Annotated in this window: 21 protein-coding genes; all 21 read left to right on the forward strand. The window is 75.1% G+C overall.

Going from position 1 to position 20269, the window contains the following annotated elements; genetic code table 11:
• Positions 1–44 precede the first annotated feature (44 nt).
• The 21 genes from xylB (at position 45) to HOQ23_RS20790 (ending at position 20076) form a co-directional block, all read left to right on the forward strand.
• Positions 45–1436, forward strand: a complete 1392-nt coding sequence (gene xylB, locus HOQ23_RS05345) for a xylulokinase (protein WP_172212570.1) — start codon at positions 45–47, stop codon at positions 1434–1436.
• A gap of 53 nt (positions 1437–1489) precedes the next feature.
• Positions 1490–2638, forward strand: coding sequence for an inositol-3-phosphate synthase (locus tag HOQ23_RS05350; RefSeq protein WP_172212571.1), 1149 nt, complete (start codon positions 1490–1492; stop codon positions 2636–2638).
• On the forward strand, positions 2635–3528 hold the full coding sequence (locus tag HOQ23_RS05355) for an SCO3242 family prenyltransferase (RefSeq protein ID WP_172212572.1): 894 nt from the start codon (positions 2635–2637) through the stop codon (positions 3526–3528). The genes HOQ23_RS05350 and HOQ23_RS05355 overlap by 4 nt, the downstream gene beginning before the upstream one ends.
• Positions 3525–4394 (forward strand): sugar phosphate isomerase/epimerase, encoded by an 870-nt coding sequence (locus tag HOQ23_RS05360; RefSeq protein ID WP_172212573.1) that lies wholly within the window; start codon positions 3525–3527, stop codon positions 4392–4394. The genes HOQ23_RS05355 and HOQ23_RS05360 overlap by 4 nt, the downstream gene beginning before the upstream one ends.
• A complete protein-coding gene (locus HOQ23_RS05365; RefSeq protein WP_172212574.1) occupies positions 4391–5047 on the forward strand; it encodes an EboA domain-containing protein in 657 nt (218 codons plus the stop codon). Before HOQ23_RS05360 ends, HOQ23_RS05365 begins: the two co-directional genes overlap by 4 nt.
• Before the next feature lies 1 nt (position 5048).
• Positions 5049–5945 (forward strand): TatD family hydrolase, encoded by an 897-nt coding sequence (locus HOQ23_RS05370; RefSeq protein WP_172212575.1) that lies wholly within the window; start codon positions 5049–5051, stop codon positions 5943–5945.
• Positions 5945–7204, forward strand: a complete 1260-nt coding sequence (eboE, locus tag HOQ23_RS05375) for a metabolite traffic protein EboE (RefSeq protein WP_172212577.1) — start codon at positions 5945–5947, stop codon at positions 7202–7204. The genes HOQ23_RS05370 and eboE overlap by 1 nt, the downstream gene beginning before the upstream one ends.
• A 13-nt stretch (positions 7205–7217) precedes the next feature.
• Entirely contained in the window at positions 7218–8600 is a 1383-nt protein-coding gene (locus HOQ23_RS05380) for a nucleotide pyrophosphatase/phosphodiesterase family protein (RefSeq protein ID WP_172212579.1), read from the forward strand.
• Positions 8600–9514: a polyprenyl synthetase family protein gene (locus HOQ23_RS05385; protein ID WP_172212581.1), complete on the forward strand. Its 915-nt coding sequence runs from the start codon at positions 8600–8602 to the stop codon at positions 9512–9514. Before HOQ23_RS05380 ends, HOQ23_RS05385 begins: the two co-directional genes overlap by 1 nt.
• A 47-nt stretch (positions 9515–9561) precedes the next feature.
• Complete coding sequence (locus HOQ23_RS05390) at positions 9562–10143, forward strand: copper resistance CopC family protein (RefSeq protein ID WP_172212583.1); 582 nt, start codon at positions 9562–9564, stop codon at positions 10141–10143.
• Positions 10144–10239: 96 nt separating this feature from the next.
• Positions 10240–10839, forward strand: coding sequence for a TetR/AcrR family transcriptional regulator (locus HOQ23_RS05395; protein ID WP_172212585.1), 600 nt, complete (start codon positions 10240–10242; stop codon positions 10837–10839).
• Complete coding sequence (locus HOQ23_RS05400) at positions 10836–12089, forward strand: cytochrome P450 (RefSeq protein WP_172212587.1); 1254 nt, start codon at positions 10836–10838, stop codon at positions 12087–12089. Before HOQ23_RS05395 ends, HOQ23_RS05400 begins: the two co-directional genes overlap by 4 nt.
• Complete coding sequence (locus HOQ23_RS05405; protein WP_172212589.1) at positions 12086–12892, forward strand: SDR family oxidoreductase; 807 nt, start codon at positions 12086–12088, stop codon at positions 12890–12892. Before HOQ23_RS05400 ends, HOQ23_RS05405 begins: the two co-directional genes overlap by 4 nt.
• Positions 12889–14268 carry a cytochrome P450 gene (locus tag HOQ23_RS05410; RefSeq protein WP_172212591.1) on the forward strand — a complete coding sequence of 460 codons (1380 nt, stop codon included), beginning with the start codon at positions 12889–12891 and terminating at the stop codon, positions 14266–14268. The genes HOQ23_RS05405 and HOQ23_RS05410 overlap by 4 nt, the downstream gene beginning before the upstream one ends.
• Positions 14269–14297: 29 nt before the next feature.
• A complete protein-coding gene (locus tag HOQ23_RS05415) occupies positions 14298–14504 on the forward strand; it encodes a ferredoxin (protein ID WP_172212593.1) in 207 nt (68 codons plus the stop codon).
• A complete protein-coding gene (locus HOQ23_RS05420) occupies positions 14497–15141 on the forward strand; it encodes a nuclear transport factor 2 family protein (protein ID WP_172212595.1) in 645 nt (214 codons plus the stop codon). Before HOQ23_RS05415 ends, HOQ23_RS05420 begins: the two co-directional genes overlap by 8 nt.
• A complete protein-coding gene (locus HOQ23_RS05425) occupies positions 15138–16601 on the forward strand; it encodes an aldehyde dehydrogenase (RefSeq protein ID WP_172212597.1) in 1464 nt (487 codons plus the stop codon). The genes HOQ23_RS05420 and HOQ23_RS05425 overlap by 4 nt, the downstream gene beginning before the upstream one ends.
• A gap of 40 nt (positions 16602–16641) precedes the next feature.
• Positions 16642–17388, forward strand: a complete 747-nt coding sequence (locus HOQ23_RS05430; RefSeq protein ID WP_172212599.1) for an SDR family oxidoreductase — start codon at positions 16642–16644, stop codon at positions 17386–17388.
• The gene (locus HOQ23_RS05435; RefSeq protein ID WP_367650381.1) at positions 17381–18262 is read left to right on the forward strand and encodes an NAD(P)-dependent oxidoreductase; all 882 of its coding nucleotides are present in this window, start codon (positions 17381–17383) and stop codon (positions 18260–18262) included. Before HOQ23_RS05430 ends, HOQ23_RS05435 begins: the two co-directional genes overlap by 8 nt.
• Positions 18259–18657 carry a carboxymuconolactone decarboxylase family protein gene (locus tag HOQ23_RS05440; RefSeq protein ID WP_367650382.1) on the forward strand — a complete coding sequence of 133 codons (399 nt, stop codon included), beginning with the start codon at positions 18259–18261 and terminating at the stop codon, positions 18655–18657. Before HOQ23_RS05435 ends, HOQ23_RS05440 begins: the two co-directional genes overlap by 4 nt.
• Before the next feature lie 123 nt (positions 18658–18780).
• Positions 18781–20076, forward strand: a complete 1296-nt coding sequence (locus tag HOQ23_RS20790) for a DUF664 domain-containing protein (protein WP_253945225.1) — start codon at positions 18781–18783, stop codon at positions 20074–20076.
• Positions 20077–20269 lie beyond the last annotated feature (193 nt).

The raw sequence follows: 20269 nt of genomic DNA on the forward strand, positions 1-20269 counted from the left end.
AACGTGATGCGGCCGGCCGGCGCCGCTCGGGAAGGCAGGACCGCATGACGCTCGTGCTGGGCATCGACACCTCGACGCAGTCCACCAAGGCGGTCCTCGTCGACGCCGACGACGGCACCGTGGTGGAGTCCCGGGCGGCCGCCCACCCGCCCGGGACCGAGGTCGACCCGCGGGCGTGGCTCGCGGCCTGCGACGACGCCGCCGGGCCGCTGCTCGACCGCGCGTCGGCGGTGTCGGTCGCCGGGCAGCAGCACGGCATGGTGGCGCTCGACGAGGGCGGCGCACCGGTGCGCGACGCGCTGCTGTGGAACGACGTGCGCTCCGCCGCGGCCGCCCGCGACCTGGTCGCGGAGATGGGCGGCGCGCAGGCGTGCGCCGACGCGGTCGGCAGCGTGCTGGTCGCCTCCTTCACCGCCACCAAGCTGCGGTGGCTGCGCGACCACGAGCCCGACGCGGCCGCGCGGGTCGCCGAGGTCCTGCTCCCGCACGACTACGTGTCCCGGCACCTCGCGGCGCCGGGGACGCGCGTGTTCACCGACCGCGGGGACGCCTCCGGTACCGGCTACTTCGACACCGCCCACGGGCGGTGGCGCCCCGACCTGCTGGCCGCGGCGCTCGGCCACGAGGCCGGCGTCCCGGAGGTCGTGGCGGGCGGCGTCGTCGCGGCCACGACCGGGTCCGGGGCCGCGCTCGCCGCCGGCACCGGCGACAACATGGGCGGGGCGCTCGGCATGTCGCTGCGCACCGGGGACGTGCTGGTCTCGATCGGCACCAGCGGCGTCGCCTCGGCGGTGAGCCGGGACCCGGTGGCCGACGGCACCGGCACGGTCACCGGCTTCGCGGACGCCGAGTCCGGGTTCCTGCCCATGGTCACCACGATGAACGCGGCCGGGATCTTGGACCTCCAGTCGCGGTGGCTCGGCGTCGACCACGCCGAGCTCGCCCGCCTGGCGCTCGAGGCGGACTGGGGCTCGCGCGGGCTCACCGTGCTGCCCTACTACGGCGGGGAGCGGACCCCCAACCGCCCCGACGCCGTCGGCGTCTGGCGCGGGCTCACCCCGGCGACCACCCGCGCCGACCTGGCCCGCGCCGCCTTCGAGGCCCTGCTGTGCGGGCTTGCGGACGCCGTCGACCGGCTGGTCGCCGCGTCCGGGGTCCAGCCCACCCGCGTGCTCCTCGTGGGCGGCGCCACCCGCAGCCCCGCGCTGCGCGCCCTCGCACCTGCCGTGCTGGGCCGGGCGGTCGCCTTCCCGCCGCCGGGGGAGTACGTCGCGCTCGGCGCGGCCCGCCAGGCGGCGTGGGCGCTCACGGGGTCCGAGGGCCCGCCTGCGTGGCCGCAGGGCGGGCTCGAGGAGCAGCCGGCGCCGGACGAGCACGCGCGTGCGTGCGGTGCCGCGGTGCGCGCGGCGTACGCCTCGCTGCGCGACGGGACCTGAGCCCCGCCCAGCACGGCGATCCCCCCACCCCCATGAACGCGAGGAGACCCTCGATGAGCAACGACGAGAGCGACACCCAGCCCCGCCCGGCACGCACCGGGGTGTGGTTCGTGGGCGCCCACGGCTCGGTGGCGACCACCGCGGTCGTCGGCGCGCTGGCGATCCGCCACGGCCTCGCGCCGGCCACCGGCCTGGTCACCGAGCTCCCCGAGCTCGACCCGGCCGGGCTGCCCGACCTGGCCGGCCTGGTCTTCGGGGGACACGACGTGGCCTCCTCCGCGCTGGCCAAGAAGGCCGAGGCCCTCGCCGACGGCGGCGTCCTGCCCGCGGCGCTCGTCGCGGCCACCCGCGCGGAGCTCGAGGCGATCGACACCGACGTGCGGCCCGGCCACGTGCCGGGCGAGGAGTCCCCGGCCGCGGCGATCGCCCGGCTCGCCGCCGACGTGGTCGCCTTCCGTGAGCGTCACGCCGTGGCCCAGGTGGTGGTCGTGGACGTCGCCAGCACCCGGCCCCCGGTCGAGGACCCGGATGCCGTGCGCACCCTCGAGGACGACCTTCCCAGCGCGGCGGTCTACGCCCTCGCGGCGTTCGAGGCGGGCGCGGCGTACGTCGCGTTCACCCCGAGCCCCTGCCTGCGGCTGCCGGTCGTGGTCGAGGCGGCGGAGCGCCACGGGCTGCCGTACGCCGGGTGCGACGGCAAGACGGGGGAGACGCTGGTGAAGTCGGCGCTGGCGCCGATGTTCGCCACCCGGGCGCTCCAGCTGCGCTCCTGGACCTCGGTCAACCTGCTGGGCGGTGGCGACGGCGCCACGCTGGCGGACCCCGAGGCCGCGCGCAGCAAGACATCGGCCAAGCGCAGCGGCCTGGACGCGATGGTCGGGCACCCGGTCCCGGGCCCGATGCACATCGACCACGTCGAGGACCTCGGGGAGTGGAAGACCGCGTGGGACCACGTCCGCTTCGACGGCTTCCTCGGGACCCGGATGACGCTGCAGTTCACCTGGCAGGGCTGCGACTCCGCCCTGGCCGCCCCGCTCGTGCTCGACCTGGTCCGGCTGGTGTCCGCGGCCCAGTCCGCCGGACGCTCGGGTCCGCTGCCTGCGCTCGGGTTCTTCTTCAAGGACCCGGTCGGCGGCAGCGAGCACCGGCTCGCCGAGCAGTGGCGCGACCTCGTCGCGTGGCGGCAGGGGCTGGCGCGATGACCGCCCTGCCCGGCGCCCGCGACCTCGCCGAGCTGGTGCGGCTCCCGGCGGTGCTGACGGTCCCCGGCGACGCCTGGTCCGGCGCCGCCTGGTCGGGCGTGGCGGCCGGGTCCGGCGGCGCGCTGATGCCGCTCGGGTCCGCGCTCCTCTACTGGTCCGGGATGGCGCTCAACGACTGGGCCGACCGGGAGGTGGACGCGGTGGAGAGGCCCGAGCGGGTGATCCCGTCCGGGCGGATCCCCGCGAGCACGGCGCTCGCGGTCGCCGGGGCGCTCGGCGCGGCCGGCCTGGCCGCAACGGCGGTGGTCGGCGGGCCCCGCGCGCTGCGGGTCAGCGTGCCGCTCGCGCTGCTCGTGGCGACCTACGACGTCGTGGTCAAGGACTCGCCCGTCGGGCCGCTGGCGATGGCCTCGACCCGGGGCCTGGACGTGCTCCTCGGGGCGGTGGCCGGACCCGGCCACGGACCGGGCGCCGCGGCCGCGCCGGCGGTCTCGGTGGCCGTGCACACGGTGGGCGTCACCCTGCTCAGCCGCGGGGAGGTCCACGGCACCCGTCCGGCAGCCGTGCTCGCGGCGCTCGCGAGCACCGCGAGCGCCGCCGCGCTGCTGGTGGGCGCAACCCTGCGCGACCCGGCCGCGGGCGGCAACGACCGGCGCGCGGCGCTCGTGCTCGCGGCGGCGTACGCCGCGGTCGTGGCCGGTGCCCAGGCGCGCGCCCTGACCGACCCGGGTGCCGCCCGGGTCCGCGCGGCCACGGGGGCGGGCATGGGCGGCCTCACCCTGCTGCAGTCGGCCTGGCTGGCGGCCCGCGGGCGCACCGTGGCCGCGGTGGCGGTGGCCGGTGCTGGTCCGCTGCTGCGCCGGGCCGCCCGGGCGGTGAGCCCGACATGAGCCTGCGCCTCGGCTACGGCCTCAACGGCTTCGCGGGCCACCGCCTCGCCGACGCGTGCGCGGTGGTCTCCGGCCTCGGCTACCGCGGCGTCGGGCTCACCCTCGACCAGCCGCACTTCGACCCGTTCGGCGACCTCCCGGGCCAGATCGCGCACGCGCGGCGCTGCCTGGAGACCAACGCGCTCGCCTCGGTGGTGGAGACCGGCTCGCGCTACGTGCTCGACCCGTGGCACAAGCACGAGCCGACGCTGGTGAGCACCGAGGGACGCGAACGCCGCGTCGAGCTGCTGTGCCGGGCGGTGCGCATCGCCGCCGACCTCGGGTCCGAGGCGGTCTCGTGCTGGTCGGGGACCGCGCCCGCCGGGGTGTCCAGGACCGCGCTGTGGCGCCGGGTGCTCGACGGTCTCGGCCCGGTGCTCGACGACGCGGCCGCCCTCGGCGTCACCGTCTGCGTGGAGCCGGAGCCCGGGATGTTCCTCGCCACCCTGGACGACGTGCTGGAGCTGCGCACCAGGCTCGGTCACCCCGAGCACCTGCGCGTCACCCTGGACCTGGGCCACCTCGCCTGCAACGAGCCCCGCACGCCCGCCGACACCGTGCGGCACGCGGGGTCGCTGATCGCCAACGTCCAGGTCGACGACATGGTCCGCGACGTGCACGAGCACCTCGAGCTCGGCACCGGCGAGCTCGACCTCGACGCCGTCCTCGCCGCGCTCCTCGAGACCGGCTACACCGGACTGGCCTGCGTCGAGCTGCCCCGCCACTCCCACGCCGCCCCCGTGGTGGCCGCGTCGACGATGGACGCCCTCCAGGCGTCCCTGGGTCGGCTCGGCGCCGTCGCACCCGTCCCCGGAGGTGCCCGATGACCCTCGTCCACCCGCTCGTCGACCCCTCGCTCCTGCGCGCCCGCCTCGGCCCGGACGCCGCGCGCGCCCTCGACGAGATGCTCGCGACCCTGGCCGAGGACCCGCCGGCCATCGGCAGGCTCTTCGCGGGCGCGGCCCGGCGTACCGCCCGGGGCGACCTGGAAGGCGCCGAGGGCGGTCACCGTGTGGAGGACGCGGTCCGGGTGGAGCTGGTCCGCGCGGCCGCCGCCGGCCTGGACCCGGGCGCGCTCGCCGCCGAGCTGGAGGCGCTCTACCGCCACGGCGACGCCGATGAGCGGCGCGCGGTCCTGCTCGCGCTCGCCGCGACCGGCGACGCCGACGTCGATGGGTCCGAGCTGCTGCTCGACGCCCTGCGCACCAATGACGTGCGTCTCGTCGCGGCCGCGATGGGTCCGCACGCAGACCGGCTCACGCCCCACGACTGGCGGCACGGGGTGCTGAAGTGCCTCTTCGTCGGGGTGCCGCTGCACGCCGTGGCCCACCTCGACGAGCGCACCGACGCCGACCTCGCGGCGATGGTCCGCCGCTACGCCGCCGAGCGCGAGGCGGCCGGGCGCCCGGTGCCCCCCGACGCGGCCCGCTTCCTCGGCCCGACCGCCCTGACCACCCCGTCCGCCGACCTGGAAGGCTGAGATGCGCATCTTCGACCCCCACATCCACATGAGCTCGCGCACGACCGACGACTACGAGCGCATGTACGCCGCCGGGGTGCGCGCCCTGGTCGAGCCGGCGTTCTGGCTCGGTCAGCCGCGCACCAGCGTCGGGTCCTTCACCGACTACTTCGACGCGCTGGTCGGCTGGGAGCGGTTCCGGGCCTCGCAGTTCGGGATCACCCACCACTGCACCATCGCGCTGAACCCGAAGGAGGCCAACGACCCCCGGTGCACCCCGGTGCTCGACGTCCTGCCGCGCTACCTCGACAAGGACGGCGTGGTCGCCGTCGGGGAGATCGGGTTCGACTCGATGACCCCCGCGGAGGAGGAGGCGTTCCGGCGCCAGCTCGCGCTGGCGCTCGAGCACGGGCTCCCGGCGATGGTGCACACCCCGCACCGGGACAAGGAGGGCGGCACCCGCCGCACCCTGGAGCTGGTCGAGGAGGCCGGGGTCGACCCCGGGATGGTCGTGGTCGACCACCTCAACGAGCGGACCGTCGCGGCGGTGGACGAGCGCGGCTGCTGGATGGGCTTCTCCATCTACCCCGACACCAAGATGGACCCGGACCGGATGGTCCGGATCCTCCAGGAGCGGGGGACCGAGAGGGTCCTGGTGAACTCCGCGGCCGACTGGGGACGCAGCGACCCGCTGCTCACCCACGCGACCGGGACGGCGATGCTCGCGGCCGGCTTCAGCGAGGACGACGTCGACCGGGTGCTGTGGCGCAACCCGGTGGAGTTCTTCGCCCAGAGCGGGCGGCTGCTGCTGCCCGACGGCGAGACGGACGGCAGGGTCGCCGGTGGCGGGGCCCCGGCGCCCGACCCCGGCTCGACGTTCGAGGGCAACTCGGTCCTGCGGGGCGAGCGGGTGTCCTGATGAGGCTGCGACACCCGGACGGCACGGTCGTCCACCTCGGCTACGGCACCAACGTGCTGCCGGCGGAGGACGTCGACGGGCTGGTCGCCCAGGCCGTCGGGATGGGCGGACGGATCCGCCGCGCGCTGGCCGAGGGGCCTGCGTCCGGCCCCGCGTCCGTGCCGGCGGGCGACCAGGTCGGGCTCGGGCTCTGGCTCCCGGCGGCGGCCGCGCACCGGCTGGCCGCCGACCCCGCCGGGGTGCGGCTGGTGCGGGAGCGGCTGGCGGACCAGGGCGTGGAGGTGGTCACCGTCAACGCCTTCCCGTACGCCGCCTTCCAGAGCGAGGTGGTCAAGCGCGCGGTCTACCTGCCCACGTGGGGCTCCCCGGAGCGCCGCGACTACACGCTGGCCGCCGCGCGGGTGCTGGCCGGGCTGCTGCCCGACGACGCGGACCACGGCTCCATCTCCTCGCTGCCGTTCGGGTGGCACGCCCCGTGGAGCCACGCGGACCAGCGTCGCGCCGAGCTCCACCTGGCCGAGGTCGCCCGCGGGCTGGCGCGGATCGAGGCCGAGTCCGGTCGTCGCGTCGTCGTCGGCCTGGAGCCCGAGCCGGGGTGCGTGGTCGAGACCGTCGAGCAGGCCGTGGAGCGGCTGGCCCGGGTCGACCGGGAGTGGATCGGCGTCTGCCTGGACCTGTGCCACCTCGCCGTCGGCTTCGACGACGCCGCCCGCGCGCTGGCGGTGCTCGACGCCGCGGGCCTGCGGGTGGTGAAGGCCCAGCCCGCGTCGGCACTCGTCGTCGAGGACCCCGCCGACGAGCGGGCGCGCGCCGCGCTCGCGTCGTACGCCGAGGACCGGTTCCTGCACCAGGTGCGCCAGGCCCGCCCCGAGGAGGGTCGTCTCGAGGAGGACCGGGCGGACCGGTGCCAGGTCGCGGCACGCGACGACCTGCCGGAGGCGCTCGCCGGCGCGGACCCGCTGGCCGTCGACGCGCCGTGGCGGGTGCACTTCCACGTGCCGGTGCACGCCGACCCCAGCCCGCCGCTGCGCACCGGCCGCGCCGAGCTGCGGGCCTCGCTGGCGGCGCTCCTCGGCGGACCCGTCGCCCGGGTCGCGCACCTCGAGGTGGAGACCTACACCTGGTCGGTCCTGCCCGGGGGCGCCCCGGCCGACGACGACGCGCTGGCCGCGGGACTCGCGGCCGAGCTCGCCTGGGTGCACGCCGAGCTCGTCGGCCTCGGCCTCACCCCGATCCCGTCCCGCACCCCCCAGCCGTGACCCGGAGGACCTGATGGAGAAGCTGCTCGTCGTCGATGTCGTCGGGCTCACGCCCGCCCTGCTCCAGCACATGCCCCGCCTGCGCCGCCTCGCCGACACCGGGTCCTCCGCGGTGCTCGACCCGGTGCTGCCCGCCGTCACCTGCAGCATGCAGTCGACCTTCCTCACCGGCCTGCCGCCGTCGGGGCACGGGATCGTCGGCAACGGCTGGTACTTCCGCGACCTCGGCGAGGTCTTCCTGTGGCGCCAGCACAACCGCCTCGTGCAGGGGGAGAAGGTCTGGGAGACCATCCGGCGCGTGCAGCCCGGCTACACCGTGGCCAACGTGTGCTGGTGGTACGCCATGGGTGCCTCGACCGACTGGACCGTGACGCCCCGCCCGATCTACTACGCCGACGGGAAGAAGGCGCCCGACTTCTACGCCCGGCCCCCGGCGCTGCACGACGAGCTCGTGGCGGAGCTCGGCGAGTTCCCGCTGTTCCAGTACTGGGGACCGACCGCGTCGATCCGGTCGACCGAGTGGATCGTCGGGGCGGCGCGGCGGCTGTTGCCGCGCGCGGACCTGACCCTGGCCTACCTCCCGCACCTCGACTACGACCTCCAGCGCTTCGGCCCCGACGCCCCCGAGGCCCCCCGCGCCGCGGCGGACGTGGACGCCGCGCTCGCGCCGCTGCTCGACGACGCGGAGCGCGCCGGCGCTCGGGTGCTGGTGCTCTCGGAGTACGGCATCACCCGGGCCGACACCCCCGTCGACGTCAACCGGGCGCTGCGGACGGCCGGCCTGCTGGAGGTCTACACCCAGGACGGGATGGAGTACCTCGACCCGTGGGCGTCGCGGGCCTTCGCCGTCGCCGACCACCAGGTCGCGCACGTGTACGTCGCCGACCCGACCGACCTCCCGCGGGTGCGGGCGCTCTGCGCGGAGCTCCCCGGTGTGGCCGAGGTGCTGGACCGCGCCGGGCAGGGCGCGGTGGGGCTCGACCACGAGCGCGCGGGCGAGCTGGTGCTGGTGGCCGACCCCACGGCCTGGTTCACCTACTACTACTGGGACGACGACGACCGGGCGCCGGACTTCGCCCGCGGCGTGGAGATCCACCGCAAGCCGGGCTACGACCCGGCCGAGCTGTTCTTCGACCCCGCGGACCGGCTGGTGAAGGCCAGGGCGGCGCTGACCCTGGCCCGCAAGGCCGCGGGCCTGCGCTACGCGATGTCGGTGGTGCCGCTCGACCCGGCACCGGTGCGGGGCACCCACGGGCGGCTGCCCGCACGCGACGAGGACGCCCCGATGGTGCTGTGCGACCGCCCCGGCGCCCTCACCGAGCGGCTGAGCGCCACCGACGTGCGCGACCTGGTGCTGGACCTGGTCGGTGCCGACTCGGCGTCCCCGGTGCCGTGATGGACGTCGACACGCTGCTCGGGCTGGTGCGGGACCGGCTCCGGTCCCCGCCGTCCTGCGGGGTGCCCGAGGTCGACCGGGTCGTCGTCGACGCGCTGCGCCCGGGCAAGCTGCTGCGACCCGACCTCCTGGTCCGCAGCGCGGCGGCGGCCGACGGGGAGCGGGCCGCGGACCCCGACGCCGAGGAGCGCGCGGTCACCCTCGCGCTCGCGGTCGAGCTGCTGCACGTGGCCACGCTCGTCCACGACGACATCATCGACGGCGCCGCGGTGCGCCGCGGCCGGCCCTCGGTCGTGGCGAGCGCCGGCGTCGGCACGGCGATCGTGGTGGGCGACCTGCTGCTCGCCCGGGGTGCGGCCGCGGCGGCGGGCGCGTCGGGGCCGGCCGCCGGCGTGTGGGCGCGCGCTCTCGAGCGGATGGCCCAGGGCCAGCTGCGCGAGGACGGCCTGGCCGCGGCGCCGTCGCTCGAGGCCTACGCGGAGTACGCCTCGCTCAAGACCGCCGAGCTCTTCCGTGCCAGCGCCGAGCTCGGCGCCCTGGCCGTCGGGGCGCCCGCCGGCGTCGTGGAGGCACACGGCCGGTTCGGGCTGCACTTCGGCCGGGCCTTCCAGCACCTCGACGACCTCCTCGACGCGGTCGGCAACCACGAGCAGATGGGCAAGCCGACCGGTTCCGACGCGGCGAACCACGTCCCGACCGCGGTCTCCCTGCTGGCCGGGGGCGGCTCCCCGTTGCAGGTGGCCGACCTCGTCGAGGCGGAGGTCGCCGCCGCCCGGTCGGCGCTCCCGCCGGGACGCGCGACCGTCCTGCTGGGGGACTGGGGCGAGGAGGCGCTGCGGCACGTCTGCGCGCCGGTCCTCGACCCCGACGGCCGGCTGCGTGCGGGCCGGCTGGCCGCCGCGCCCGACCCCTAGCCACGCCGCCACCAGCTCACCCGACCACCGACCGCGAAGGACCGCCCATGCCGCAGCCCCAGCCCCCGCACCCCGCCCCGGCGCGACCCGCCCAGCGAGGCGCCACCGGCGCGCTCGGGTGCCTGCTGCTGCTCGTGGCCTGGCTGGCGTGGCTGCCGGTGCCGCCCGCCGCCGCGCACGCCTCGCTGGTCTCCTCCGACCCGGCCGAGGCAGGCCTGCTGGAGACCCTGCCGTCGCGCGCGGTCCTCACCTTCGACAGCGCGATCACCGAGGTCCACGCGCTCGCGGTGACCGGGCCCGACGGCGACGTGGTCAACGGCGCCGCGACGTACGACGGGGCGGAGGTGCGGCAGAACCTGTGGGCGGGTCCGGACGGTGACTACGTGATGAGCTACGACGTGGTCGCGGCCGACGGCCACGAGATCAGCGGCGAGGTGCGCTTCGAGGTGGGCCCGCTCCCGGTGCCCGCAGGCGGCGCGGGCGCGGCGTCCGGGGCGGCCGCCACCGAGGAGAGCCGGACCTGGGAGCGTCCCGGATTCCTGCTCGTGCCCGCCGGGCTGACGCTGGCGGCGGTGGCGTCCGTGGCGGTGCTCGCGCGTCGGCGGCGCTCGGCCGGGACCCGCGGCTGACGGGCCGGGCCGGAGCGGGCGGAGGCTGGTCCAGGCCGGACGGGCGCGGGGAAGCAGGCCCTTGCGTCGGACAAGAACACGTTCTAGCTTGGACACGTGTCCAGTCAGGTGTCCAACATCACCCGGCGCGGGGTGAACCCGCGGCAGTCCGAGACCGTCGAGCGGCTCCTCGCGGCCGGCGCCGAGGAGCTGCGCGCCGTCGGCGCCGACGCGCTCACCATCCGCACCGTCGCCGCCCGCGCGGGGGTCTCGCCGGCCACGGCGTACACCTACCTGGCCTCCAAGCACCACCTGTTCGCCGAGCTGTTCTGGCGCTACCTCGCCGAGGACCCCGTGGACGCTGCGGTGGCCGGGGAGCCCGACGTCGTCGCGCGGCTCCGCGCGGTCACCCGGCGGCTCTCCGAGCGGCTGGCGGCCGCCCCCGAGCTGGCTGCCGCCGTCACACCGGCGCTGCTCGGCACCGACACCGACGTGGACCGGCTGCGGCTGCGCATCGGCGGCGAGCTCGTGCGTCGCTTCCGTGCCGCCCTGGCGCCGGCGGACGACGTACCGGTCGACGAGGCGGTGCTCGAGACCCTCACCCTGTCGTTCTCCGGAGCGCTCCTCCAGGCCGGGATGGGACTGATGACCTACGCCGAGCTGGCCGACCGCCTCGACGCGGTCGTCGCCGTGATCATGAAGGGGCACACCGGATGAGCACCCTCACCGAGGACGCCGCGACGGTCTCCGGGCCGATCGTCTTCGACCCCTACGACTACGCCTTCCAGGCCGACCCCTACCCGGTCTACCGGCGGTGTCGCGACGAGGACCCGCTGCACCACAACCCCGACCTCGACCTGTGGGTGCTGACCCGGCACGCCGACGTCCAGCACGCGGTGCGCACCGAGGGGGTCTACTCCAACGCGATGGGCGTCTCCATCGACAGGTCGGCGTGGGGCCCCGACGCGCATCGGGTGATGTCGTTCCTCGGCATGGACCCGCCGCGCCAGACCCGGCTGCGCTCGCTGGTCTCCAAGGGGTTCAGCCCGCGCCGGGTCACCGAGCTCACCCCGCAGATCGAGCGGCTCACCGCGCTCCACCTCGGCCGGTGCCTGGAGCGGGCCCGCGCCGGCGAGGGCATCGACTGGATCCACGACTTCGCCGGCCGCCTCCCGATGGACGTCATCTCCGAGATGATGGGGGTGCCGGAGGCCGACCGCGCCGAGCTGCGCCGCCTCGCCGACCTCGTCGTGCACCGCGAGCCCGGCACCTACGACGTGCCCCAGGAGGGCATGGAGGCGAGCCTGCACCTGGTCGCCTACTACGCCGAGATGGTCGAGCAGCGCCGCCGCCGACCGACCGACGACCTCACCAGCGCGCTGATCGCCGCACGGGTCGACGGCGACCGGCTGAACGACGAGGAGATCATCGCGTTCCTCTTCCTGATGGTCGTCGCGGGCAACGAGACCACCACCAAGCTGCTCGGCCACGCGCTCTTCCACCTCACCCGGCACCCCGAGCAGGAGGCGGCGGTCTTCACCGACGCCGCCCGCGGCGAGGAGCTGATCTCGCCGTGGATCGAGGAGACGCTGCGCTACGACACCTCGAGCCAGATGGTCGCGCGCCACCTGCTCGCCGACGTCACGCTGCACGGGCGCACCGCCCCCGCCGGCGCCAAGCTGCTGCTGGTGCTCGGCTCGGCCAACCGCGACGACCGGGTGTTCGCCGACCCGGACCGCTTCGACCTGTTCCGCGACAAGGCCGAGGTCGCCCAGCTGCTGAGCTTCGGCGGCGGACGGCACTTCTGCCTCGGCGCCAACCTCGCCCGGCTGGAGGCCCAGATCGCGCTGCGCGAGCTGGTGCGCGCCGTACGCCGCGTCGAGGTCGACCACGAGGCCAGCCGCAGGGTCCACTCGGTCAACGTCCGCGGCTTCGCCTCGGTCCCGGTGCGGCTGGAGCCCCGATGAGCGGGCGAGAGAGGTACCACCGCCCGGCGCGACGGCCCGTGGTCGTCACCGGCGCGTCCTCCGGCATCGGTGCCGCGACCGCCCTGACGCTGGCCGCGGCCGGCCACCCGGTCGCGCTCGGCGCGCGGCGCAGCGAGCGCTGCGAGGACCTCGCGGAGCAGATCCGCGCCGGCGGCGGCGAGGCGTTCGTGCACCCCCTCGACGTCACCGACGACGACTCGGTCGAGGCGTTCGCGAAGGCCACGACGGCCGCGCTCGGCGACGTCGAGGTGCTCATCAGCAACGCCGGGTCGCTGGCACCCGGCACCATCCACGAGGTCAGCTCCGAGCGGATCGCCGGCGAGCTGGACGTCAACGTCGTCGGCGCGCACCGGATGATCCGCGCCTTCGTGCCCGGCATGGTCGAGCGCCGCCGCGGCGACGTCGTGGTCGTCTCCAGCGACGTCGCGGTCCGGCCCCGCCCGCACATGGCCGCCTACGCCGCCGGCAAGTGGGGCCTGGAGGGCCTTGCCCACGCCATGCAGATGGAGCTGGAGGGCACCGGCGTCCGCACCTCGATCGTGCGCCCCGGCCCGACCTGGAGCGAGATGGGCACCGACTGGGACCCCGACGAGGGCGCCAAGGTGCTCAACGCGTGGACCGCGTTCGGGCTGGCCCGCCACTCCCACTTCCTCAAGCCGGTCGCCATCGCCGAGGCCATCACCACCGTCGTCGCCGCGCCCCGCGGCGTCCACATCAACCTGGTCGAGGTGTCGCCCGAGGCGCCGCTGAGCGACCCGCCGTCCACGGGGGAGGCCCGATGAGCACGACCACCACGCCCGGGATCGAGGGCGTCCCGGAGGTGTCCCGCGTCCTGCCCGACGAGACCGGGGCCCCCGACTGGGGACACCTCGCCGAGCTCCGCGTCGACCCGATCGGGCTGCTCCAGCGGGTCCGCGACGAGTGCGGCGACATCGGCCGGTTCCGACTGGCCGACCGCGACGTGGTCCTGGTCAGCGGGGCGGAGGCCAACGAGCAGTTCTTCCGGGCCCCCGACCAGACCCTCGACCAGGCCGCGGCGTACCCCTTCATGACCCCGATCTTCGGCAAGGGCGTCGTCTTCGACGCCTCCCCGGAGGAGCGCCAGCAGATGCTGAAGAACCAGGCGCTGCGCGGGGACATGATGCGCGGGCACGCCGCCACCATCGAGGCCGAGATCACCCGGATGGTCGCCGAGTGGGGCGACGAGGGCGAGATCGACCTGCTGGACTGGTTCGCCGAGCTGACCATCTACACCACCTCGGCCTGCCTGATCGGCACGCCGTTCCGCGAGGAGCTCGACGCCCGCTTCGCCCACCACTACCACGACCTCGAGCGCGGTACCGACGCGCTGGCCTACGTCGACCCGTACGCCGACATCGAGTCCTTCCGGGTCCGCGACGCCGCCCGCGAGCAGCTGGTCGCGCTGGTGCAGGGCATCATCGACAAGCGCGTCGAGCGCGGCACCGTGCCTCGGGAGGAACGCGACCTCCTCGACGTGCTGATCGCGGTCGGGATGGACGCCGACTACATCACCGGGATCTTCATCTCGATGATGTTCGCCGGGCACCACACCAGCTCCGGCACCGCCGCCTGGGCGCTGATCGAGCTGCTGCGCCACCCCGAGGTGATGGCCGGCGTCGTCGCCGAGCTCGACGAGCTGTACGCCGACGGCTCCGAGGTCTCCTTCCAGGCGCTCCGCTCGATCCCGCGCCTGGAGGCGGCGCTGAAGGAGACGCTGCGGCTGCACCCACCGCTGATCATCCTGATGCGCGTGGTCCGCGAGGAGATCGAGCTCGCCGGGCACACCATCCCGGCCGGGGCCACCGTCGCGGCCTCACCGAAGGTGTCCAACCGGATCGGCACCGACTTCCCCGACCCCGAGCGCTTCGACCCCGAGCGCTACCTGGACCCGCGCCAGGAGGACCTGGTCAACCGCTGGACCTGGATCCCGTTCGGCGCCGGCAAGCACCGCTGCGTGGGCTCGGCCTTCGCGATGATGCAGCTGAAGGCGATCTTCTCGGTGGTCCTGCGCGACTACGAGTTCGAGATGGCGCAGCCGAGCGAGGACTACCGCGACGACGTCTCCAAGATGGTGATCCAGCTCGAGCAGCCGTGCCGGGTGCGCTACCGGCGCCGTGAGCGCGGGCGCGCCCGGTGAGTGTGCGGTGAGTGTGCGGTGAGTGTCCGGTGAGGGTCCGCGCCGACCTGGACCTGTGCCAGGCCCACCGGATGTGCCAGGGCGAGGCGCCGGCGGTCTTCGGCTTCGACGAGGCCGCCGACCTGGTCACGGTGCTCCAGGAGCATCCCGCGGAGTCCGAGCGCCCGCAGGTCGCGGCCGCCGTCAGGTACTGCCCAGCGATGGCGCTGGCGCTGGAGGAGGAGAACGATGAGTGAGCTGACCCGTGCCGAGATCGAGGAGTTCTGGGAGTCCTGGCTGGAGGTGAACCGGGAGGCCGAGCGGACCGCCGACTGGCGGGTGCTGGCCGACTCGTTCGCCCTGGACGCGAGCTACGGCTGGATGTACTCCGTCGACGAGCACTTCATGGCCGTCGGGCGCGAGCAGATCCGCGACTGGGCGATCGGCATCGAGATGGACGGCTTCGACGGCTGGCGCTACGACTACCAGTGCGCGGTGATGGACGAGCGCAAGGGGATGATCGTCGGCTTCTGGAAGCAGCGCTCCGGCATCGTCGACGACCGTACCGGCGAGGAGTTCGAGATCCGCGGCCTCGGCGGCAGCTGGTTCGGCGTCGAGCGCCAGCAGGGCGGCCCCGACGACGGGCTGGTCAAGATCGCCTGGCAGCGCGACTGGTTCGACATGCCCTCGACCGCGCACACCTTCATCGAGATCCTCAAGTCGGGCAAGGCGCCGGAGACGCTGACCGAGCGGATGAAGGTCACCGGCCTGGAGGTGCCCGGGCACTACCGCCACGCCGACCTGCCCTCCACCGTCTGGCCGCCGCCGGTCGAGGCGGGGCGCTACCTCGCCGAGAAGTCGGCACAGCCGCCGGCCGCGGGGCCGTCCGCGTGAGCACGCTCAGCACCCCGCCCGCCCAGCAGCTGGTCGACGGCAAGCTCTCCGGGGCCTCGGACGGCACGACGTACCCGATCCACAACCCGGCGACCGGCGAGGAGATCGGGCACGCGCCCGACTCCACCGCCGCCGACGTCGACGCCGCGATCGGTGCCGCCCGGCGGGCCTTCGACGAGGGGGTGTGGGCCAACGACGTCGCGCTGCGGGTGCGCTGCCTGCGCCAGCTGCACGCGGCCCTGCTCGACAACGCGGAGGCGTTCACGGCGCTCACCACCGCCGAGGTCGGCATGCCCGGCTTCATGATGGGCGCCGCCGGGTTCGACGTGCCGGTCGCCGGCCTGGCGTGGGTGACCGACCTGCTCGAGGGCTACGAGTTCGAGACCGACCTCGGGGTCGCACGGCCCATGGGGATCGCCTCGCGGCGCACGGTGCGGCGCGAGCCGGTGGGCGTGGTCGCCGCGATCACACCCTGGAACGTCCCGACCCAGATCAACCTCGCCAAGGTCGGACCCGCGCTGGCCGCCGGCTGCACGGTGGTGCTCAAGCCGGCGCCGGACACCCCGTGGCTGGCCGCGGAGCTGGGCCGGCTGGTCGCCGAGCACACCGACATGCCGCCGGGCGTCTTCAACGTCGTCACCCCGCGCTCCAACGAGGTGGCCTCGGTGCTGAGCACCGACCCGCGCGTCGACATGGTGTCCTTCACCGGCTCCACCGCGACCGGGCGGGCGATCATGGCCGCCGCCGCGCCGACGCTGAAGAAGGTCTTCCTCGAGCTCGGCGGCAAGTCCGCCGCGATCGCCCTGGACGACGCCGACATCGCGGCGGTCGCGGGGGCGACGGCGTTCACCGCCTGCATCCACGCGGGCCAGGGGTGCGCGATCACCACCCGCCTGGTCGTTCCGCGGGACCGGTACGAGGAGGCGGTGCAGGTCGCCGCGGCCACGATGGAGTCGATCGGCGTCAAGGACCCCGCGGACCCCGGCGCCATCTGCGGGCCGGTCATCTCGGCCGCCCAGCGCGACCGGGTCGAGGGCTACCTGCGCCTGGCCGAGCAGGAGGGCGGGCGTTTCGCGACCGGCGGGTCCGTGCTCGACCGGCCCGGCCACTGGGTCGAACCCACCGTCGTCGCCGGCCTCGACAACTCCTCGCGCCTCGCGCAGGAGGAGATCTTCGGCCCCGTGCTGGTCGTCCTCGCCCACGACGGCGACGACGACGCGGTGCGCATCGCCAACGACTCCGCCTACGGACTCTCCGGCTCCGTCGACTCCGCCTCGCTGGAGCGCGCGAGCGCCGTGGCGGCCCGGATCCGCACCGGCACCCTGGCCGTCAACGGCGGGGTCTGGTTCAGCCCGGACGCGCCGTTCGGCGGCTACAAGCAGTCCGGCATCGGCCGGGAGATGGGCGTCGCCGGCTTCGAGGAGTACCTCGAGACCAAGACCCTCGCCTTCCCGGCCTGAGCACCGCCCCGACCCCTCACCACCGCTCGAGAGGAACACCATGCGTCTGCAGGACAAGGTCGTCGTCGTCACCGGCGCCGCGCAGGGGATCGGCGAGGCCTATGCCCGCGCGATCGCCGCGGAGGGCGCCGCGGTCGTGGTCGCCGATCTCCACGAGGAGGCGGGGGAGAAGGTCGCCGCCGGGATCGAGGAGAACGGCGGACGCGCGATCTTCGTGCGCACCGACGTCTCCTCCCACGAGTCCGCGGCGGCGCTCGCGGAGCGCACCGTCGCCGAGCTCGGCGGCATCGACGGGCTGGTCAACAACGCCGCGATCTACGGCGACATGCAGTTCGACCTGCTGATCAGCGTGGACTGGGACTACTACAAGCGGTTCATGTCGGTGAACATGGACGGCGCGCTGGTGATGACCCGCGCGCTCTACCCGCACCTGCGTCGGGGCGGAGGCGGGTCGATCGTCAACCAGAGCTCGACGGCCGCCTACCTCTACTCCGGCTTCTACGGCCTGGCCAAGGTCGGGGTCAACGGCCTCACCCAGCAGCTCGCCCACGAGCTCGGCGGGATGGGCGTCCGGGTCAACGCGATCGCCCCCGGCCCCACCGACACCGCCGCCACCCGCGCCCAGGCCGGCGACGCGGCGAAGGACCTGGTCAAGGGGCTCGCGATCAAGCGGATGGGCCAGCCGGAGGACATGGTCGGCGCGTGCGTCTTCCTGCTCTCCGACGAGGCATCCTGGGTGACCGGCCAGATCCTGGCCGTCGACGGCGGGCAGACCTTCCGTGCCTGAGCAGGAGTCCGGGCAGATGCCTGCCGAGCGGGCGGGCGGGCGGGCGCCGGTGGTCGGGTTCGTCGGGCTGGGGAACATCGGGCGCCCGATGGCGCTGCGCCTCGCCGGCTCCGGGTGCGAGCTGGTGGTCTTCGACGTGGCCCCGGAGCCGGTCGCCGAGCTCGCCGCCGCGGGCGCGAAGGTGGCCGGCGGCGTGGGCGAGCTCGCGCGCAGCGTGGACGTGGTGTGCGTGATGGTGCGCGACGACGCGCAGGTGCGCGACGTGCTCGCGCAGGTGCTGGCGGCCGGGGCCGGACCGCGGACCGTGGTGGTGCACTCCACCGTGGCCCCGCAGACGCCCGCGGAGCTCGCGGCGACCGCCGCGCCCCACGGCGTACACGTGCTGGACGCGCCGGTCAGCGGCGGTCCCATGGGCGCGGCCGACGGCACGCTGGCGATCATGGTCGGCGGCGCCGAGGAGGCGTACGCCGCGGCGCGGCCGGCCCTGGAGGCGATGGGCTCGCGGGTGGTGCACGCGGGCCCGGTGGGGGCGGGGACGCGCTTCAAGCTCGCCCGCAACCTGATGCACTTCGTCTCCTTCGCGGCCGCCGCCGAGGCGATGCGGCTCGCGGAGGCCTCCGGGCTGTCGCTGAAGGACCTCGGCGACGTGGTGCGCCACACCGACGCGGTCACCGGCGGGCCCGGGGCGATCATGCTGCGCGGGACCACCGCGCCGATCGAGCCGGACGACTTCTGGCACGGCGTGATGAGCCACGTGGCGGCGCTGGGGGACAAGGACCTCGGCTTCGCCCTCGACCTCGCCGACGAGCTCGGCGTCGACGTACCGCTGGCGCGCCGGGCGCGCGCCGACCTCGCGAAGGGGCTGGGACTGTGACCACGGACAAGTTCGACGACCTCCCGGAGACCCGCCGACGCGGGCTGGAGCGGATGGAGCAGGTCTACGGCTTCGACATGAGCGACGGCGACGGCGACTTCTTCCGCTACACCGCCGACCACCTCTTCGCCGACATCTGGAACCGCCCCGGCCTCTCCGATCGCGACCGCCGGCTGGTGCTGATCGGTCTGCTGGCCGGCTCCGGCGGCCAGGACGTGCTGACCATCCAGATCCCCGCGGCGTACGCCGCCGGCGAGCTCGACGAGACCGAGCTGCGCGAGATCGTCATCCTGCTGTGCCACTACGCCGGCTGGCCGATGGGCTCGCGGGTCAACGCCATCGTCGAGGACACGATCGCCAAGGCCGAACGGAAGTGGCGGGCGGGCGAGGAGTAGCCCCTCTCGCCGGGGGTCGCGCGGGTCGCCCGGGGTCGGTGCCTTGCCCAGCAGTTGCTGACCTCCGCGAAACCACCCGCCGGCACCGAGACGGATGACGGCTCCCGGGTCTACGGTCGGGAAATGGCCGAGGAAGTGGACGAGGAGCAGCTGCGCGGGGTGACGATCCGCGACGTCGACCTGAGCGGCACGCGCTTCATCGGCGTGGAGGCCGAGGCGCTGGAGATCACCGGCGACTTCGGCCGCCTCGAGGTCAACGGCGTCGACGTGGTGCCGCTCGTCGAGGCCGAGCTGGACCGGCGCCACCCCGAGCGCACCCGGCTGCGGCCCACCACGGTGGCCGGCTACCACGAGGCGTTCACGGTGCTGGAGCAGCTGTGGGCCGACACCGTCACCCGCGCCCGCCGCCTCGATCCGGCGCAGCTGCACGAGCGGGTCGCCGGCGAGTGGTCCTTCACCGACACCCTGCGCCACCTCGTCTTCGCCACCGAGAGCTGGATCGGCCGAGTGCTGCAGGGCGTCCCCGACCCCTGGCACCCGCTCTCGCTGCCCTGGGAGCAGATGCCGCCGACGCCCGGCGTCCCCTCCGACCGCGACGCGCGACCCCGGCCTCGAGGAGGTGCTGGCGATGCGGCGCTCGGGTCAGGGACTGGTCCGCGAGGCCCTCGACGGGCTCAGCGACGACCGGCTCACCGAGGTCCGCACCGTCCCCGACGGCCCCGGGTGGCCGCCGGCGGGTCACCAGGTACCCGTCACCCACGCCCTCGACATCGTGATCAACGAGGAGTGGTGGCACCGCCAGTACGCCGAACGAGACCTCGCCGTCCTCCTCCACAGCCAGGAGCCGTCATGACCCCCACTGACCAGCCCCCGCCCTGGGAGCCGCCGTACGCCGGCAGCGAGGCCGAGCAGCTCCTCGCCGCGCTCGAGCGCCTGCGGACGACGTTCCGCTGGAAGGCCGACGGCCTCGACAGCGCCGGCCTCGCGACCGGCGTCGGCGCGTCCGCGCTCACCCTCGGCGGGCTGCTCAAGCACCTCGCTGCGGTCGAGTCGACCCACGTGCCGTGGAAGATGTTCGGTGACTCGCCCGGCGAGCCCTGGGACTCCCACGACTGGGACGCCGACCCCGACTGGGACTTCCGCAGCGCCGCGGACGACGCCCCGGCGGACCTCTACGCCCGCTACGACGCGGCGGTGGCGCGCTCGCGGCACCTGCTCGCAGCAGCGGTCGCCCAGGACGGCCTGGACCAGCCCGCCCACCTCGGCGAACAGGTCGGGCGGGTCGTGACGCTGCGTCGCCTGGTGTGCGACCTGATCGAGGAGTACGGCCGCCACACCGGGCACGCCGACCTGCTGCGCGAGGCCGTGGACGGCCGCACCGGGGAGGACCCGCCGCGCGAGTGGCGCCCGTGGGGCTGAGGGCACGGGGCCCGCGACGATCCCCGTGACGTGACGTGACGTGACGTGACGTCGCGAGAGGCGGGAACCCAGCGGTCGGCTCGGTCGTTGGGAGTCATGACAGATCCCCTCGACAGAATGAGCCATGGACGTTCAACATCCGGGCCGGTTCGGCCCCATGGTCCCCTCCCACCATCCGCAGCGTGAGGGGGCC

It is taken from the genome of Nocardioides sp. zg-DK7169 (genome assembly GCF_013155365.1).
In the GTDB taxonomy this organism is placed as follows: domain Bacteria; phylum Actinomycetota; class Actinomycetes; order Propionibacteriales; family Nocardioidaceae; genus Nocardioides.